Origin of the sequence: Ochrobactrum sp. A-1 (genome assembly GCF_022488005.1) — a bacterium.
Taxonomy (GTDB): Bacteria; Pseudomonadota; Alphaproteobacteria; order Rhizobiales; family Rhizobiaceae; genus Brucella.
Map to the genome: position 1 here is coordinate 740,739 of NZ_JAKVQC010000007.1, position 17,925 is coordinate 758,663.

The following is a 17,925-nucleotide window of genomic DNA, read 5'->3' on the forward strand; positions in this document are numbered from 1 at the left end:
GCGCTTTCATGGATACTGTCGCACTTCTCGCCAACGGACTTCTGGTGGCGCTTGAACCATCGAATCTTCTTTATGCGCTGATCGGTGTCACGCTCGGCACCGCCGTCGGCGTGCTGCCTGGCATTGGCCCAGCGCTCACCGTCGCGCTCCTTCTGCCCGTTACCTACAAGCTGGACCCGTCCGGCTCCCTCATCATGTTCGCCGGCATTTATTACGGCGGCATGTATGGCGGCTCAACCACATCGATCCTGCTGAATACGCCGGGAGAAAGCGCCTCCATCGTCACCGCGTTGGAGGGTAACAAGATGGCCCGCGCCGGACGTGGCGGGCCAGCACTTGCAACGGCGGCCATCGGCTCGTTCATTGCGGGCCTGATCGCCACTCTGGCGCTCGCCTTCGTCGCGCCATGGGTCGTGAAATTCGCCTTGTCCTTCGGGCCTTCCGAATATTTCGCGCTCATGCTTCTGGCTTTCATGACGGTCTCGGCCGCATTTGGCGATTCCACGCTGCGCGGCCTGACATCCCTGTTCATCGGACTGGCGCTGGGCCTGATCGGCATCGACCAATTGACCGGTCAGGCACGCCTTGTCATGGGAACGCCGAACCTGCTCGATGGCATCAATGTCACCACATTGGCAGTGGCGTTGTTCGCTATCGGTGAAACCCTTGCGGTCGTGTCGAAGAAGCTTCGGCCAGAAGATGAAGTCATTGCCGTCAAGGGTTCCGTCTGGATGACCAAAAACGACTGGAAACGCTCGTGGATGCCGTGGCTGCGCGGCACCGCCATCGGCTTTCCGATCGGGGCCATGCCTGCGGGCGGCGCCGATGTATCAAGCTTCCTTTCCTATTCGGCGGAACGGCAGTTCTCGAAACATCCGGAAGAATTCGGCAAAGGCGCTATCGAAGGCGTTGCGGGGCCGGAGGCTGCCAACAATGCTTCCGCTGCCGGAACACTCGTGCCGCTTCTGACGCTTGGCCTGCCCACCACGGCGACGGCAGCAATCATGCTGGCGGGTTTCCAGCAATTCGGCCTGCAGCCCGGCCCTCTGCTGTTCGTGACCAATGCCACGCTGGTCTGGGGGCTGGTGGCGAGCCTTCTCGTTGCCAATCTGATGCTGCTGGTTCTCAATCTGCCGCTGATCGGCCTGTGGGTGAAGATGCTCACCATTCCGCGTCATTGGCTCTATGCCGGCATTCTGGTTTTTGCCACGCTTGGAACAATCGGCGCGAATGCCTCAACCTCGATGCTCTTCGGCCTGCCGGTTTCGTTCGAACTCGGCCTGCTTCTGGCGTTCGGTGTCCTGGGCTATGTGCTGCGGCGCTTCTCATATCCTATCGCGCCGGTTGTCGTGGGCCTGATCCTCGGACCGATGGCCGAGAAAAGCTTGCGTCAGGCACTGCAGATCAGCCAGGGCAACCCGATGACTCTGGTGCATTCCTGGGTATCGGTTGTGCTGATCGCACTGGCGATTGCCGCAGTCGTCGTCCCCATGATCATGCGCCAGCGCGGCAAGGGCGAATTGCTGAGCCAGATGGCGACAGACGAAGATTAAAAAAACAAAAGCCCGGCAAAGCCGGGCTTTTTTACTCAGATACGCGTACGCTTACTTAACTGCTCAACCCTGAATACGACTGAACTGGTCAACGTCGATGCCAAGCGTCTCAAGGTCCTGGGCAGTTGGCTTCTGACCAGCGCGCACAGCAGCAGAAGCACGAACAGCGCTACCGAATTGCGCGAATGCACGACCGAAACGGTTATTGAAGCGGGTAAACATTTTTCTCTCCATCACGGACACTTCGTTAGTCCGCGACTATCAAATGGGGATCGCTCCAACGACTTAGAAGATCGGCATTTGCATGCCAGCCATGCAGTTTCGGCATGCTCCTTTCAGCCCGTCTTGATTGCGATCAATGCCGTCCGCTCGTTGGCTTGCGAAGCTCTTTTCAACCAAAGGAAGGAGCTACAGAATGTCGAATACCCCCCACACACTTGGAGAAGAGTTTCCCGGTCAGCTCGATGCCATTCATGCACTGAAGGCGAAGGATGCGCATTTTGCCCGCATCCTGGAAGAGTATGATTCCGTCAATGACCGCATCCACCGCGCCGAAACGAAGATCGCGCCCGTGAGCCAGGAAGAAGAAACGAACCTGCGCAAACAGCGCCTCACCTTGAAGGACAGCATCGCCGAGGCGCTTGCCGAAGCCTAATCCGTCATCAGGACAAATCGTTGCCCCGACAACGGCTCAGGAGGCTTTGCCCTCGATCTTGTCGTTGACTTTGCTGTTGTCAGGGCCAACCGAGTTTTCCATCCTGCCCACCACGATCAGAACCGTTACGGCGATGAACGTCGCCATGATCGCGATATGCCAGAGGCCGAGGCCACTGGCGAGGCCGACGGATGCCGCAAGCCACATACCAGCACCGGTCGTAATGCCGGTTATTTTTCCGCGTGCGAAGATGATAAAACCCGCCGCCAGAAAGGCGACGCCGCTTGTAATCGCTTCCACGAGCCGCGAGGGGTCCATCCGGATATTCTGATCATTAAATACCGGTACATTGACCAGTTCTAGCGAGACAATTGTAAAGGTAGCCGAGGCGAGACAGACCAGCATGTGGGTCTTCAGCCCGGCGGGGCGCCTCCGCCATTCCCGCTCAAGGCCGATGATGGAACCGAGCAGTGTGGCCAGCAGCATCCGCGCCAGAACCACCGGCAAACTGATTACATTGTCGTGCATAAATTCAGCCCAGAATTGTTCCATGCCCGATAACGGGCATGGTGGGGTTTGGTTCCGCTATGGCCAAATGCTAACAACAGCGATGACCTACAGTCATTTTGCCGATGCTGGTGGAACCGTTTCTGTCGTGGCAGGCGGCAAGGAATTCTCGCCATTGGGGGTGTTCTCGTCGGGAGAAATAACAGCGCCGTAGATCTCTACCAGTACCCACACGACGAGCGCCGCCGCGATACTGACCAGCAACACTATGAGAACGGGCTTACCTTCACGGCCTTGTCTTGCTTCAGTCGGGTTGACCTGTTTCATGGATCAAATCCTCCTGTTCGTTTCAGCGGCATGAAACTTGCCGCTATAAACCTAATGGAAGGATAGGGCTTTTGTTCCAATCAGTGCGAGAGGCCTTGTATCGCTTTGCCGCTAATCGATTGGTTTCATTGAGTTTGCCAAAGATTGGTGAGCGAGCGCTTCAGCGCTGGCTCACACTCGCAACAAATGTATGAGGGGCAATGGTACGGTCGGTTGGAGTTGAACCAACGACCTCAGGAGCCACAATCCTGCGCTCTAACCAACTGAGCTACGACCGCGTACCTTTGTGTCGGCTGCGTGACGCTTTGGCGTCGCCGACAGGGGGTCACATACGGAGAATCGATCCATATTGCAAGTGATTATAGCTCTCTTTTTTGAGAAATTCCCAATTGCAGGATTCTATATCAAATCTTGCTCATAAAGGTCACGCGCTGGTAACCATTATAGATGACCGGCTGTGCACAACTTGGATATTGGGTCGAGCCTGTAAAATTGCCTTTCCCGCATTAACTAATGAAACAGAAAATGCAGCCCATACCCAATGGCAATGTGGACCCGCGCCCACAAGAGGCTTATTAACAGGGTGTTAACAAGCACTGCGGGCGGTCGAAAGAACAGGTAAGGACAGGTATGTCAGGATCATACCCCTTCATCGATATTGCCGCGCTGGATTCTATCCGCGAAGGCTTTGCAAAGGGCGATGTGCAGCTCGTGCTGACGCACGACCTTTCGGCAGTGCTTTGGGTCAATGGCCCCGGCGCGAAGCTTTTCGGCTTCGATCGCGTGGAAGACATGATCGGCGGCGGCCTCGATCTGCCCATAGCCACACGCCGGCAGATCGCCTCATCGAACAGCAATGCCGACGGTGAAACCCGAACCGTTTCCGTTCGTCTTGGTGGCGGATTGCGTTCCGACCTTACCCGTTTCAGCGTTTCGCACATTACACTGCCCGACGGCGTGTCCGGGCTGCTGCTGACTGCCGATGGCAAGGACGCCAAGGCTGAAGCCGTCATTTCCGGTCTCAGCGACGACAGCACGCATATCGCACTGATCGATGCGAACAGCCGGGTGATTGCCGCAAGCCCGCGTTTTGCTGCGCTCGACATTTCCTCCACTACGCTGGAAGATCTGGTCATCGAAGCCGCAGACGCGACCGACCGTATCGTCAAACGCCGCATCCGTGCTGGAAAACATTCCGTGCCGGGAGCGATTGCGCGACTGACCGACACGCCGCCCATGCATCTTCTCTGCATTATCGGCGATGCTCCCGTCGAGACGCTGGAAGCACCTGTCGCTCTGCAGGGGGAAGCCGAAGAGATACTGGAAGAAATGCTTCCAGAGCCTGTAGCGAGCGCAAACACTGAAGATGCTTCTGCCGATCAGCCGAAGCCCCGCAGCTTTGTGTTCGATAAGGATGCTCCGCCAGCCCGCTTCATCTGGAAAGTAGGACCGGATGGCGTATTCAGCGAAGTATCGCCGGACCTTTCCGGAACAATCGGGCCGAATGCGGCCGACGTCGTTGGACGGCGCTTTGCTGATGTTGCAAATGTCTTCGGATTCGACCCGGATGGCAGCATTGCGGCCCTGCTCGACAAGCGCGACACATGGTCGGGAAAACGGTTGATGTGGCCGGTAGAGGGCACGGACTTGCGCGTGCCGGTCGAGCTTGCCGCCCTGCCCGTCTATTCTCGTGATCGGAAGTTTACCGGTTTCCGTGGCTTTGGTGTGGTGCGCCCGGCAGAGGCCGAGAAGGACCCGGAAGAAATCGGACTGGTGCTTGCGGGTGGCATTCCGCAGACGCGCAAGCCTGTCAACGAGCCGGTCGAAACGGCAATATCTATCGACGACGACGTTCTGGCGCTCTCCGAAGAAGTCGCCAATGACGACAGCCCCGTTGCAACGTTGCCCAAGCCGCCACTGGACATCGCGCCGACACCGGGACGTCGCGAATCCGACAAGGTCATCAGCCTGCTGAATGCCTGCGCACAGGAGAAAGTGGCTGCGGATCAGGCGAAGATGCTGAAGGAACAGGAGCGCGAAGAGCGCCCCGAAGGCGGGCTGACCAAGACCGAACGCAACGCATTCCGCGAAATTGCCGACCGTCTGCGCAAGCAGGGTCTTGCCAATTCACGCGCCGAAACCGAAACGACTGCCCCATCGGAAGACACCGTTTCTGACAGCCTTCAGCCGGTCGAAAAGACTGACGCGAAAGCACCGTTCATCAGCGAAATGGCCGCCGAAGAAGTCTCGCTTCCGGCCTCCGCAGATGAAACCGCTCTGCTGGCCAATCTTCCTGTGCCGGTGATCATTCATTCCGGCGATAAGATTCACTACGTCAATCAGGCTTTGCTTGATCTCACCGGCTATGAATCGCTTGATGATATCCGCGATGCAGGTGGTGTCGACGTGCTGTTCAACAGCGAAAGCGACGATGGCGAAACACGACAGGGCATGGTGCTGCGCCGTGCCAATGGCAGCGAAGAGCCTGTCGATGCGCATCTCAATGCCATTTCCTGGCGCGATGGCCGCGCACTTATGTTGAGCCTGATGCCGGTAGCTGCAACACCAGCGTCTGTTGAGGCCGTTGCCGCCCCGGCTCAAGCGCCAGTCGCCATCAATACCGATGACGAGAAGCAGGCGCTTGCGGATCATGTCGAGGAACTGAAGACCATTCTCGACACGGCGACCGATGGTGTTGTCCTTATTGATCCTGAAGGCCGCATCCGCTCCATGAACCATTCGGCCTCGGCGCTCTTCGGCTATGAACGCGACGAGACGGAAGGCAAATTCTTCTCGATGCTGTTTGCCATCGAAAGCCAGCGCGCCGCGATGGACTATCTGCATGGTCTTTCCGGCAACGGCGTTCTGAGTGTCCTCAATGATGGGCGCGAAGTCATTGGCCGTGAAGCCAAGGGCGGGTTCATTCCTCTGTTCATGACCATCGGCAAACTGCCGCATGCAGGTGGGTACTGTGCTGTTCTGCGCGACATCACGCAGTGGAAGCGCACCGAGGAAGAACTGACCAACGCACGCAAGGAAGCCGAACGCGCTTCGAGCCAGAAGACCGAGTTTCTGGCTCGTATAAGCCACGAAATCCGCACACCGCTCAATGCGATCATCGGCTTCTCCGAGCTGATGGCCGACGAGAAATTCGGCCCCATCGGCAATGATCGCTATCGGGATTACCTGCGCGACATCAATCGTTCCGGCAATCACGTGCTGGCGCTCGTCAATGACCTGCTCGACATTTCGAAGATCGAAGCGGGCGCTCTCGACATGCAGTTTGAAGCGGTCTCGCTCAATGATGCCATTGCCGAAGCCATCGCGCTGATGCAGCCGCAGGCCAATCGCGAACGCGTCATCATCCGTTCGAGCTTCCAGTCTAACCTGCCCGACATCGTTGCCGATACGCGTTCGATCAAGCAGGTGGCACTGAACCTTCTGTCCAACGCAGTGCGTTTCACCGCGCCGGGCGGCCAAGTGATCGTATCAACAAGCTATGAAATGAACGGCGATGTCGTGATGCGAGTGCGCGATACCGGCATCGGCATGACCAAATCCGAGGTCGAGCAGGCGCTGAAGCCATTCCGGCAGGTCCATGCACTGGAGCGTCGCAAGGCAGAAAGTGCAAAAGACTGGCGCAGCGAAGGCACCGGGCTAGGCCTGCCTTTGACAAAAGCCATGGTGGAAGCCAACCGGGCGCAGTTTGCGATCGATTCTACGCCTGGCCACGGCACGGTCGTCGAGGTCGCCTTCCCGCCAACCCGCGTTCTGGCCGACTGATTTCACTTTCAAGAAGCTAACGAACCTCCCCTCGCGGGAGGTTTTTTCATGCCTTTTCTCAAGCATAAAAAAAAGCGCCGGACGAACCGGCGCTATCAGAATCTCAGAGACAAAGGACACAAAAGCAATTCGCAGTGGAGCACCGGAAACGGCAGCTCGATCATCACTCAGTGTTGCATCCCTTATCGCGTGAAGCCGGTTAACGACGCCTTAAATTCTTCGTTGAGAGTTTACTCATTGGTAGCGACTGTAAAATCAGGGTTAATTTCCGTGCAGCAATTGATTAACCATAGGAAAGAAGCAGCACTGGTGATTTGATTCCATCATCTGCCACCGCAGATGATAAGTCATACATCCAGCGTCTTTGCTTTGGCCGATTGCTGGTTTACAGCTTGGAGCGCATCCCGAGAAGCGTGAAACGGTTTTCGGATAAGATGTGCGAAAAACAGTTAGAGCGCCAAGCTGATTCAATCAGATTGGCGCTTTAGTAAAACTCATTGATTGGATGGTTGATGCGCTGGCCCCGATTTACGCGCCTCATAATTGCGCTCGTCATTCTCTGCGCCGCGGCTGCAGCAACCTTGCTGGCCGTGGTGCCTTTCATCGTCTCGACCGATGCCATCCGCATTCGCGTTGCGCAGGAAATCAGCGCCTGGACCGGCTATAGCGTCGAACTCAGGCAAGCTCCTCGCTTGAAAGTGTTTCCTGTTCTGCGCGCGTCCCTGAATGGTGTGACGCTCAGCAAACTTACCGATCAAGGCCAGAAACCACTCATGAGTGCGGATCGCATTGATGTCGAGCTTTCACCACTCGATGCCATCATGGGGCATATCTCCTTTTCCGAAACGCAGATCGTCCGACCGCATGTAAACCTCGATGGTCCGGTTTCGAATTTCTCGCAGCTTCTGGACGCCATCGCCAATTCCAACGGACGTCTCGGCACTGCAATCCGCGCGCAACGCGCCCTGCAAAAAAGCGGTTCTGGCGACAATGCGCAGGCTGCACAACAGGCTTCTCAGCCCTTCGGTCGCGTCGTGGTGCGCGACGGAACAATTGCGTTCAACCGTCCGGGTAGCGAACCGGAAATCACCAATGACGAGCAGATAACCAATGTCAGTGCAACGCTGGAATGGCCACGCACATCGAGCGCTGCGACACTGAAGGGTAGCGCCAAATGGCGTGACGAGACCTCCCAGTTCAGCCTGACTGCCGCACAAGCCCTGCCGCTTCTGGCTGGCGGCACATCGGATGTGACCGCGAGCCTGACTGCCAATCCGCTAAGCCTCACCTTTCAGGGCAAGGCGAATATTTCCAAGGATCGCTTTTTCGAAGGGGATCTCACCGCCAAGACCCCGTCACTCAGTGGCGCAGTGCGCTGGCTCAGCCTTCCTCCGATTGCTGGCAGCGCCGAAATTGGCGCGTTCTCACTGGATTCCACTATCACAGCGACACCGAAGCGGCTGAAATTTGCGGATGTGGAAATGACCGCCAGCGACAGCCCGGCCAAAGGTGTGATCGAGATCGGCCTGGAGCAGGAACAGCCTGCGGTGACTGGCACGCTGGCTTTCGATAAACTCGACCTTCGCCGCCTGTTTTCGGCCTTCATTCCGCTGCCTGACAGCGGTGCACGTTCGCCGAACGAGCGCAACAATCCTGACCGCGATGCGGTCGACACGAGTTTCATCGACCGCGCGGAAGTCGATCTTCGCCTTTCCGCACAAAACGCCACAGCAGGCCCGGTCAATATGACGGGGGTGGCAGCCGCAGTTCAGATACGCGGCGGCCGTGCCATCTTTGATATCGGCGATGCCAAAGCCTTCAACGGCATCATGCAGGCCAATGTGCAGATCGTGCGCGACTTGAAGAGCGCCAGCGGCGAGCTGCGCTTCAACGCCTCGGATATCGACAGTTCGCAGTTCTTCACCGCACTTGGCTTCGACAAGCCTTTCGTGAGCGGCAAAGGCAATGTCTCGCTTTTCATGAAAGGTCCGGCCAATCGCTGGTCCGGCCTTCTGACCAATGCGCAGGGCAATGTTTCCATTCAGCTCAACAACGGCCAGATGCAGGGTTTTGCCGTACAGGATTTTCTCACCAAGGCCCAAAGCCAGCGCTTTTTCGCTCTTGAGCGGAAGGAAAATGTTGCCCTCGCCTTCAACCGCCTGGATGTGAAAGCCAATCTGTCCGACGGTGTCGCGACGCTGGAGAATGCCCGGCTCGACACGTCCGACGGTACGCTGACACTGGCAGGAATTGTACCTTTCGTGGATCGCAGCCTGGCGCTGAGCGGCGAAGTTGTTTTCCCCAACAGCCAACCGCAACAGCAGGAAAGCACTGCCGATGGCGAGAACAATCAGCCGCCTGCGGAAACCCCGCCAGCCAAGCCGCCGCTAAATTTCTTCGTCGGCGGCTCGTGGGATCGGCCATTTATTTCACCGTCTTCGATGGGAACGGGGCAGTAGTCTCCCCTTTACCTCTTTCGACTATGCGGGCCAGCCAAAGGCCCAAATTGACCGAATATAGATCTTTCCCGAAAATCGCTACCTTTCACAGGAGCGGGAAAACGGGATCATGCCGACTCATACCCAGCCCGAGCGTTATCCCGAACTCGATGCACTGCGCGGCCTCGCGGCGAGTGTCGTATTGCTGCGGCATTTCGTGAATATTTGGCCCTATGAGGCCATGGGGCCTTACTTTTTCATTCTGCTGCGATCTCCGCTGCGCTTCTTTTTTGCCGCACATGAAGCAGTCCTGCTGTTCTTCTTGCTGAGCGGCTTCGTTCTGACGTTGCCATTCATGCGTCGCCAGCCATCCTATCCAGCCTATCTCATACGGCGCACCTGCCGGATATACTTGCCTTATCTCGTCGCGCTCTCGCTTGCTCTTACCGGTGCCCTGCTTCTGAACGGATCTATCCAGCCGCTCAGCAACTGGTTCAATCTCACATGGACTACGCCGGTGACGCCGAAAATGATTGCGCAACATGTGCTGTTCATCGGCTCCTATCCCAATGGTGAAGTGAATACAGCTTTCTGGTCTCTCGTTTACGAAATGCGGATATCGATCATATTTCCGCTACTCTTCGCCCTCACCGTGACATTGCGGCCGTCTGCTGCAATTGTAGTCGCCTTTGGGCTTTCCATTCTCGCGAACGGTTTCCGCTCTGATCCCTATACTGGCGGCTGGTGGATAACCGTACATTTTGCCAGCTTCTTCCTGCTGGGCAGTCTCATGGCGCAGAACCTGCCAGCCATACAGAGTTTCTACAAGCGGCTATCCAGCCGGATGCTTGTCGCGATCAATATCATGGCTCTCTTGCTGGTTACTTACGGCGCCGGGCCGCCTATGTTGAAGAACTGGCTTGGAGATCTAACAGACTGGGCCACGATGGCTGGGCTGGTCTGGATCATCGTGCTTGCGACTTCAAGCGGCACCTTGCGCCGCTTCCTGCTGCTGCCCCTGCCCCAATTTCTCGGGCGTATTTCCTACAGTCTCTATCTGATCCATGCGACAGTGCTTTTTGCGCTCGTGCACGTGTTTTACGGGCATGTCGCCCTGATCGCGCTGCTACCCGCCTATATTGTCTTGAGTATCGGTCTTGCTACGTTGATGCATCGCTATATCGAATTGCCAACCATGGCGCAGGGCAAGCTTCTCGCGGCACGGTTTGCCTACTGACCAGATAAGGCCAGCAGGCAAATGCTCCCGTCTTACCCCATCCGGAACGCCGCCTGTTCGTCGCGGCGGCGCTGCACTTCGCGGCGCTTGTTGACGACCGAAGCAATAATGACGCCTATCGTCACCAGCGCAATGAGGATCGTACAAACCGCGTTGATTTCCGGCGTCACGCCAAGGCGCACCTGACTGTAGATCTTCATCGGCAGCGTGGTTGCGCCCGGACCGGAGGTAAAGCTTGCGATCACCAGATCATCGAGCGACAGGGTGAATGCAAGCATCCAGCCCGATACCACCGCAGGCAGGATCACCGGCAACGTTACCTTCATGAAGGTTGTGACCGGCGGCGCGCCCAGATCCATTGCCGCTTCTTCCAGCGAGCGGTCAAAGCTCACCAGACGTGACTGCACCACGACTGCCACGAAACACATCGAAAAGGTGATGTGTGCGAGCGTCACCGTCCAGAAGCCACGGTCGAAGTTCATTGCCACGAACAACAGCAGCAGCGACAGGCCGGTAATGACATCGGGCATGACCAGCGGCGCATAGACCATGCCTGAAAACAGGATACGTCCGCGAAAGCGCGTATAACGTGTCAGCGCAAGTGCTGCCAGCGTGCCCAGAACAGTCGCTATCGTTGCAGACAGGAGGCCGACGCGGATCGTTACCCACGCCGCATCCATCAGAGCCTGATTGCGAAACAGCTCGACATACCACTTGGTCGAGAACCCCGCCCAGACCGTGACCAGCCGGGATTCATTGAACGAGTATATGACGAGCAGGACGATGGGCAGATAAAGGAACGCAAAGCCCAGAGCCACCGATGCGATATTGAAGCGGGACCAGTTGTTTTGCATCCTATTTCCCCTTTTCCTGTGCCCGCGCCTGCACCTGCTGGAAGATCACGATCGGAACAATCAGCAGGATCAGGAGCACCACAGCCACCGCCGACGAGACCGGCCAGTCGCGATTGGAGAAGAATTCGCTCCAGATCGTCTTGCCGATCATCAGTGTCTGCGAACCGCCGAGAAGGTCAGGAATGACGAACTCACCCACAGCCGGAATGAACACGAGGAAGCAGCCCGCAAGCACACCCGCCAGTGACAATGGGAAGGTGATCTTCCAGAACGCGGCGAACGGTGTACAGCCGAGATCCTGTGCCGCTTCGATGAGTGAATAATCCATCTTTTCCAGCGAGGAATAGATCGGCAGCACCATGAATGGCAGATAGGAATAAACGATACCGATAAAGATAGCCGTATCCGTGTTGAGAATATTAAGCGGCGTATCGATGATGTTGAGCCACATCAGAAACTGATTGAGCAGGCCTTCCGGCTTCAGGATGCCGATCCACGCATAGACGCGGATCAGAAACGACGTCCAGAACGGCAATATCACCAGCATCAGCAATGTCGGGCGGATCGTCGTTGGCGCACGCGCCATGCCATAGGCCATCGGATAGGCCACCAGCAAGGTCAGGAATGTGGAGATAGCCGCAATGCGGACACTCGACAGATAGGCCTTGTAATAGAGGGGATCGTCCAGCAGCCACAAATAGTTGTCGAAGGAGAGCTGCTTTATCCTCTCCCAGGTCGCAGCAAACCCCTGCGCCAGATCGAAGGTCGGTGTATAGGCCGGGATCGCCATCGCGACTTCCGACAGGGAAATCTTGAAGACGATGAAAAACGGGACAAGAAAGAATACCAGCAGCCAGAGATAAGGCACTGCGATGACGAGACGGCTGGCAATGGAAGCGACAAGCTTCTGCATGATGGCCTCCTCAGGCGGTCAGCACCAGACCGGCATCAGTATCGAAGGAAACCCAGACGCGCTCGTCATAGGTCAGCGGATTTTCAGTCTTGCGCACGGCATTGAGGCTTGCAGCCTTGATCGTGCGCCCATTTTCGAGCCGCACGTGGAACACCGTCATATCGCCGAAATAGGCAATATCCCAAAGCTCGCCTTCCACCGCATTGACCGATGCATCGTCCGGCTTTTCGCGTGTGATCCGGGTCTTTTCAGGACGCACCGCATACCAGACCTTCTGGCCCGGATTGAGTTCTTCGCGGGTCTCGGTCTGAATGTGGAAACCGAATTTTTCGGTAGCGATCTCGGCCTCGCCATTGGCGGCTTTCACCACCTCGCCTTCGATGATGTTCACATTGCCGATAAAGTCGGCCACGAATTTGGAGCGCGGCGCCTCATAGACTTCCGCCGGCGTCGCCACCTGTTTGATACGGCCCTTGTCCATCACCGCTATGCGGTCGGACATGGTCATGGCTTCTTCCTGATCGTGGGTGACGACCATGAAGGTCATGCCAAGCTTGACCTGCAAATCCATCAGTTCGAACTGGGTTTCCTCGCGCAGCTTCTTGTCGAGCGCGCCGAGCGGCTCATCCAGCAGCAGCACCTTCGGGCGCTTGGCAACGGAGCGGGCAAGCGCCACGCGCTGGCGCTGGCCGCCGGACAGCTGATGTGGCTTGCGCTTGCCATATTGCTCCAGCTTCACGAGCTTGAGCATTTCAGCGACGCGCGCGTCTATTTCCGATTTCGCCATGCCGTCCTGCTTGAGGCCGAAAGCGATATTGTTCTCGACCGTCATATGCGGAAACAGCGCATAGGACTGGAACATCATGTTGACGGGGCGCTTATAGGGCGGGATGCCGCGCATATCCTGACCGTCGAGCGTGATGCGACCCGATGTCGGCTCCTCGAAACCGGCCAGCATCCGCATCAGCGTGGTCTTGCCACAGCCGGAAGCACCCAGCAGCGCGAAAAACTCGCGGTTGAAAACATTGAGCGAGAGGTCATCGACGGCAGTAAAATCGCCGAATATTTTCGTCACATTCTCAAAAGAAATGAAGGGCTTGGCCGCCGGATCGTTCCAGGGCGCAAATTTGCGGCGAAAGCTGCCAAAAGATTCCATTCCGTTCCCCTATAAACTAGAGCCGTTCCAGTTAAACGGAACCATGGAACCGCTCTATTTCTTTGCCTTACGCATTATCCGACGCAAAACCGCTCCGCACTTTTGCTGGAAATGCTTTAACCGGAACCTGATCCCGCGGGCAAAACCCACTTGTTACAAGACGCAGAGCGGCCCTCCGTCTGCACAGTGGGCCGCTCTTCACGATGTCGGTTGGGACATATCGGTCCCATAGTATTTTGGCTCTTACTGGCCGGTGACGATCTTCGTCCAGGCGCGGGTGACCACGCGCTGGGTCTTGGTGTCATAAGGCGTCGGTACGAACAGCTTCTTCATGACGTCTTCGGTCGGATAGATTTCCGGATCGTCAAGAATTTCCTTGTCGATGAACTCCTGCGAAGCCTTGTTGCCATTGGCATAGAACACGTAGTTCGAAGCCTTGGCAGCCACTTCCGGGCGCATCATGTAGTTCATGAATTCAAGCGCTTCCGGCACATGCTTGGCGTCTGCCGGGATCGCCATCTGGTCGAACCAGATCAGCGCGCCTTCCTTCGGGATCGAATAGCCGATCTCGACACCCTGCTTTGCCTTTTCGGCGCGATCACGTGCCTGGAAGATATCGCCTGAATAGCCGATCGCCATGCAGATATCGCCATTGGCCAGCGCATTGATGTATTCTGACGAGTGGAACTTGCGGATATTCGGGCGGATCTTGAGATAAAGATCCTGCGCCTTCTGCAGATCGTCCGGCGACGGCGAATTCGGATCCAGACCCAGATAGTTCAGGGCCGGACGCAGCATTTCACTGGCTGAATCGAGCAGATAGATGCCGCAACCTTTAAGCTTCGCCGACTGTTCCGGGTCGAACAGCACAGCCCACGAGTCGATTGTGTCGGTGCCGAGCGCTTCCTTGATCTTGGCCTTGTTGTAGCCGATGCCGGTCGTGCCCCACATATAGTTGACGGAATATTCGTTGCCCGGATCGTAGGTTGCCGCGCGGTTCGAAATTTCGTCCCACATGTTCTTGAGGTTCGGCAGCTTGTCCTTGTCGAGTTTCAGGAACACGCCTGCCGGAATCTGACGACCAAGGAACTCCCCCGATGGCACGACCAGATCGTAGCCGCTACCGCCGGCCAGAAGCTTGGTTTCCAGAATTTCGTTGGAGTCGTAAACGTCGTAGACGACCTTGATCCCGGTTTCCTTGGTGAAATCCTTGAGAATGGAGTCGTCGATATAATCCGACCAGTTATAGATATTGACCACCCGCTCCTGCGCACTCGCGGAAAATGTGGCAGCCGCTACAAAGCCTGTCACGACGGTCGTTACCAGAAGGAAGGATTTGATCCCCATCATTTGCTCCAATCTGCACATTAAATTCCGGTGCAGGTTCAAGGTGGATATACTGTTTCTTTATTGCACTTTTTTAGATTGCACAGCATTCGTCAACAGGGTCGTGACAGGACGAACATAAAAATTGCATCTCAAAGGCTCCCCAAGGGGCGATGAGATTTCGGTTGTGCCCGACGAATGTCAGCTCATTATTGGAAGTCGAAGGCAGAAAGTCCCGCCACCATTTCGTCCAGACCGAGCGGGCGTGTCAGCGGCGGCTCGGCGCGGGTGATACAGCCCTGTCTTTCGCACAGACGACAGGCCGGGCCGATCTCGGTATTGCCAGCCTTTGAAAGTGAAGCGCCATAGACCGTGTCGGCACCCGCTTCCAGCGCACAACCGAGCAGCAGCGCCGTCCTGCGCGGACGCTCGCTGAATGCGCCCTGCGGCCCCTCCAGCGTGCGGGCGATAGTCAGGAAAGCCGAGCCATCCGGCAGTTCCGCCGGTTCCACCAGCACCTGGCCCGCCTGGGCGAAAGCCGCATAGACCGGCAGCTTGGGGCATTGACCGCCGAAGCGGGTCGGAAAACCTTCGGCACCCGCAACGCGCAGTCGATTGCCCGCATGGTCGATTTCCATCACGAAGAAGGGCAGCGCACTTGCCCCCTGTCGCTGCAATGTGGTCAGCCGGTTTGCAGCCTGCTGGAATGAAACGCCGAAGCGCGTGCGGAGTACATCCACATCATAACGAGCCCGGACCGCTGCATCGCGAAACTGGCGATAGGGCATCATCAATGCCTGCGCCGCATAGCGCGCCAGTTCGAACCGCGCGATGCGCTTGGCTTCACTGGACGAAAGTTTCAACCCTTCCGTCTCAACACCAATCACCACCTGCATTCGGATCAGCGCCGCCTCCATGGCGATTTCCTGCAACTGATCGAAGGGGGACAGACGCTCTGAAATAAACAGTCGCTGCGAATGCCGGTCATAGCGCCTGCGCCAGTTCGGCATGGTGGCGACCGGCAGTGTGCGCACCGAGATGCCATGCTCGCGACGCAGCCAATCCTTCAACGCGCTCGACAAATCGCCATCCGGCTTCAACAGTGCGAAAAAACTTTCTGCCTCTTCCTCGATGCGCGGATAATGGTTGGGCCGCCGCGCCATCACATCGCGCACTTCATCCAGCGGCAGGCGCGTCGCCGAAAGCTCCGCCCCGCTTCCCTCATGCGACAGCAATTGCGACAGATCGGACAGGCGCTGCTGCTGCTCGCGATAGGCACGGTAAAGCTTCATGATGCCGACGGCAGCATTGGGCGCAGCCTCGCCGATTTCGACCAGTTCCTGATCGCCGGGCAGTTCGCCGGTCAGAAGCGGATCGGAGAACACTTCCTTCAGACCCGTGATCGTGGAGCCGCTTTCAGCCTGAAGACTGTCAAGGTCGAGCTTGTAAACGCTGGCAAGCTTCAGCAGAAGCTGCACCGTCAGCGGTCGTTGATTGCGCTCTATCAGGTTCAGGTAAGACGGCGAAATGCCAAGCGCTTCGGCCATGGCCGTCTGGGTCAGGCCCCGTTCGTTGCGGATGCGCCTGATGCGTGGCCCGGCAAATATCTTGCGTTCGCTCATCTGGTTCTCCCGACCCATAACGGCAATTTTACAATTCATGACAAAATAGACGCAAAATTCGATTTTGACAATATTTACAAATTTACATCGCCGCCCAGTCAAAACTCCGACAGCATTACCTCAATTATATGCCCATTTCTCCGGTTTCTCTGGCACTTCAATAATCGCGAATGTAAATCTGGTCACAGAAAGAGCGACCATCAGATGCTCTACAAATACCGACTACAACACGAGGAGACACCGAAATGACAGATTTTTACAGCCTTATTCCTTCGGCACCAAAGGGTCGCTTCGACGGCATCCAGCGTGCGCATACGGCCGAAGATGTAAAAAGGCTGCGCGGTTCGGTGGAGATCAAGTATTCGCTGGCTGAAATGGGCTCGAACCGCCTCTGGAAGCTGATCCATGAGGAAGATTTCGTCAATGCGCTCGGCGCGCTTTCCGGCAATCAGGCCATGCAGATGGTTCGCGCCGGACTGAAGGCGATCTACCTCTCCGGCTGGCAGGTTGCAGCGGACGCCAACACAGCATCGGCCATGTATCCGGATCAGTCGCTTTATCCGGCCAATGCGGCTCCGGAGCTGGCCAAGCGCATCAACAAGACCTTGCAGCGCGCCGACCAGATCGAAACCGCCGAAGGCAAGGGGCTTTCGGTCGACACCTGGTTTGCCCCAATCGTTGCCGATGCGGAAGCAGGCTTCGGTGGACCGCTGAACGCTTTTGAAATCATGAAGGCCTTCATCGAGGCAGGTGCGGCTGGCGTGCATTATGAAGATCAGCTCGCTTCGGAAAAGAAGTGCGGCCATCTTGGCGGCAAGGTTCTGATCCCGACGGCAGCGCATATCCGCAACCTCAATGCGGCGCGCCTCGCAGCAGACGTCATGGGAACGGCAACACTGGTCATCGCCCGCACGGATGCGGAAGCCGCCAAGCTTCTGACCTCGGACATCGATGAGCGCGACAAGCCGTTCGTCGACTACGATGCAGGCCGCACGGCGGAAGGCTTCTATCAGGTGAAGAACGGCATCGAGCCATGTATCGCCCGTGCGATTGCCTATGCGCCCTATTGCGATCTGATCTGGATGGAAACATCCAAGCCCGATCTCGAACAGGCTCGCCGCTTTGCGGAAGCCGTGCACAAGGCGCATCCGGGCAAAAAGCTCGCCTATAACTGCTCGCCGTCGTTCAACTGGAAGAAGAACCTCGACGACGCCACGATTGCCAAGTTCCAGCGTGAGCTGGGCGCGATGGGCTACAAGTTCCAGTTCATCACGCTGGCCGGTTTCCACCAGCTCAACTTCGGCATGTTCGAACTGGCACGCGGTTACAAGGACCGGCAGATGGCAGCCTATTCCGAACTGCAACAGGCGGAATTTGCAGCCGAAGCCAACGGCTACACCGCGACCAAGCATCAGCGCGAAGTCGGCACCGGCTATTTCGATGCCGTGTCACTCGCAATCACCGGCGGCCAGTCTTCGACCACCGCCATGAAGGAATCGACTGAAACAGCACAGTTCAGACCGGCTGCTGAATAACAGCCCGGCGACAAACAGG

Annotated in this window: 15 protein-coding genes and 1 tRNA gene; 7 read left to right on the forward strand and 9 right to left on the reverse strand. The window is 57.0% G+C overall.

The genetic code is table 11. The features are described 5' to 3' along the window. The first annotated feature begins 8 nt into the window (after positions 1-8). Positions 9-1,553 (forward strand): tripartite tricarboxylate transporter permease, encoded by a 1,545-nt coding sequence (locus tag MKS82_RS21370; protein WP_109986368.1) that lies wholly within the window; start codon positions 9-11, stop codon positions 1,551-1,553. A gap of 63 nt (positions 1,554-1,616) precedes the next feature. Here MKS82_RS21370 and MKS82_RS21375 read toward each other — a convergent pair whose 3' ends face one another. Continuing rightward, positions 1,617-1,775: a hypothetical protein gene (locus MKS82_RS21375; protein ID WP_181394228.1), complete on the reverse strand. Its 159-nt coding sequence runs from the start codon at positions 1,773-1,775 to the stop codon at positions 1,617-1,619. Between the two features lie 193 nt (positions 1,776-1,968). On the opposite strand from MKS82_RS21375, the gene MKS82_RS21380 reads away from it, so the two are divergent. Next, on the forward strand, positions 1,969-2,208 hold the full coding sequence (locus MKS82_RS21380; RefSeq protein ID WP_109986367.1) for a YdcH family protein: 240 nt from the start codon (positions 1,969-1,971) through the stop codon (positions 2,206-2,208). A 36-nt stretch (positions 2,209-2,244) separates the two neighbouring features. On the opposite strand, the gene MKS82_RS21385 is transcribed toward MKS82_RS21380, so the two are convergent. The 3 genes from MKS82_RS21385 to MKS82_RS21395 form a co-directional block, all read right to left on the reverse strand. Next, positions 2,245-2,760, reverse strand: a complete 516-nt coding sequence (locus tag MKS82_RS21385) for an MgtC/SapB family protein (RefSeq protein WP_109986366.1) — start codon at positions 2,758-2,760, stop codon at positions 2,245-2,247. Positions 2,761-2,829: 69 nt separating this feature from the next. Next, a complete protein-coding gene (locus tag MKS82_RS21390; RefSeq protein ID WP_109986365.1) occupies positions 2,830-3,042 on the reverse strand; it encodes a hypothetical protein in 213 nt (70 codons plus the stop codon). Positions 3,043-3,243: 201 nt separating this feature from the next. Next, positions 3,244-3,320 (reverse strand) — tRNA-His (locus tag MKS82_RS21395). Between the two features lie 352 nt (positions 3,321-3,672). Between MKS82_RS21395 and pdhS the strand changes: the two genes are divergently transcribed. The 4 genes from pdhS to MKS82_RS21415 all read left to right on the forward strand — a co-directional run bounded on the left by pdhS (position 3,673) and on the right by MKS82_RS21415 (position 10,500). After that, a complete protein-coding gene (gene pdhS / locus MKS82_RS21400; RefSeq protein ID WP_109986294.1) occupies positions 3,673-6,825 on the forward strand; it encodes a cell-division control histidine kinase PdhS in 3,153 nt (1,050 codons plus the stop codon). A gap of 48 nt (positions 6,826-6,873) precedes the next feature. Further along, positions 6,874-7,143: a hypothetical protein gene (locus MKS82_RS21405; protein ID WP_146206465.1), complete on the forward strand. Its 270-nt coding sequence runs from the start codon at positions 6,874-6,876 to the stop codon at positions 7,141-7,143. Positions 7,144-7,337: 194 nt separating this feature from the next. Continuing rightward, a complete protein-coding gene (locus MKS82_RS21410; protein ID WP_109986293.1) occupies positions 7,338-9,284 on the forward strand; it encodes an AsmA family protein in 1,947 nt (648 codons plus the stop codon). Between the two features lie 109 nt (positions 9,285-9,393). Then, positions 9,394-10,500 (forward strand): acyltransferase family protein, encoded by a 1,107-nt coding sequence (locus tag MKS82_RS21415; RefSeq protein ID WP_109986292.1) that lies wholly within the window; start codon positions 9,394-9,396, stop codon positions 10,498-10,500. A gap of 32 nt (positions 10,501-10,532) precedes the next feature. Here the strand turns inward: MKS82_RS21415 and MKS82_RS21420 are convergent, their stop codons facing one another. From MKS82_RS21420 to MKS82_RS21440, 5 genes are all read right to left on the reverse strand, one after another. Further along, the gene (locus tag MKS82_RS21420; protein WP_010659111.1) at positions 10,533-11,354 is read right to left on the reverse strand and encodes an ABC transporter permease; all 822 of its coding nucleotides are present in this window, start codon (positions 11,352-11,354) and stop codon (positions 10,533-10,535) included. Position 11,355: 1 nt separating this feature from the next. Further along, positions 11,356-12,267: an ABC transporter permease subunit gene (locus tag MKS82_RS21425; RefSeq protein WP_109986291.1), complete on the reverse strand. Its 912-nt coding sequence runs from the start codon at positions 12,265-12,267 to the stop codon at positions 11,356-11,358. A 10-nt stretch (positions 12,268-12,277) separates the two neighbouring features. Continuing rightward, entirely contained in the window at positions 12,278-13,423 is a 1,146-nt protein-coding gene (locus MKS82_RS21430) for an ABC transporter ATP-binding protein (RefSeq protein ID WP_010659113.1), read from the reverse strand. A 243-nt stretch (positions 13,424-13,666) separates the two neighbouring features. Further along, the gene (locus tag MKS82_RS21435) at positions 13,667-14,770 is read right to left on the reverse strand and encodes a polyamine ABC transporter substrate-binding protein (protein WP_109986625.1); all 1,104 of its coding nucleotides are present in this window, start codon (positions 14,768-14,770) and stop codon (positions 13,667-13,669) included. A gap of 188 nt (positions 14,771-14,958) precedes the next feature. After that, the gene (locus MKS82_RS21440) at positions 14,959-16,371 is read right to left on the reverse strand and encodes a helix-turn-helix domain-containing protein (protein WP_109986290.1); all 1,413 of its coding nucleotides are present in this window, start codon (positions 16,369-16,371) and stop codon (positions 14,959-14,961) included. A 245-nt stretch (positions 16,372-16,616) separates the two neighbouring features. On the opposite strand from MKS82_RS21440, the gene aceA reads away from it, so the two are divergent. Beyond that, positions 16,617-17,906, forward strand: coding sequence for an isocitrate lyase (gene aceA, locus MKS82_RS21445; RefSeq protein ID WP_109986289.1), 1,290 nt, complete (start codon positions 16,617-16,619; stop codon positions 17,904-17,906). The last annotated feature ends 19 nt before the right edge of the window (positions 17,907-17,925 follow it).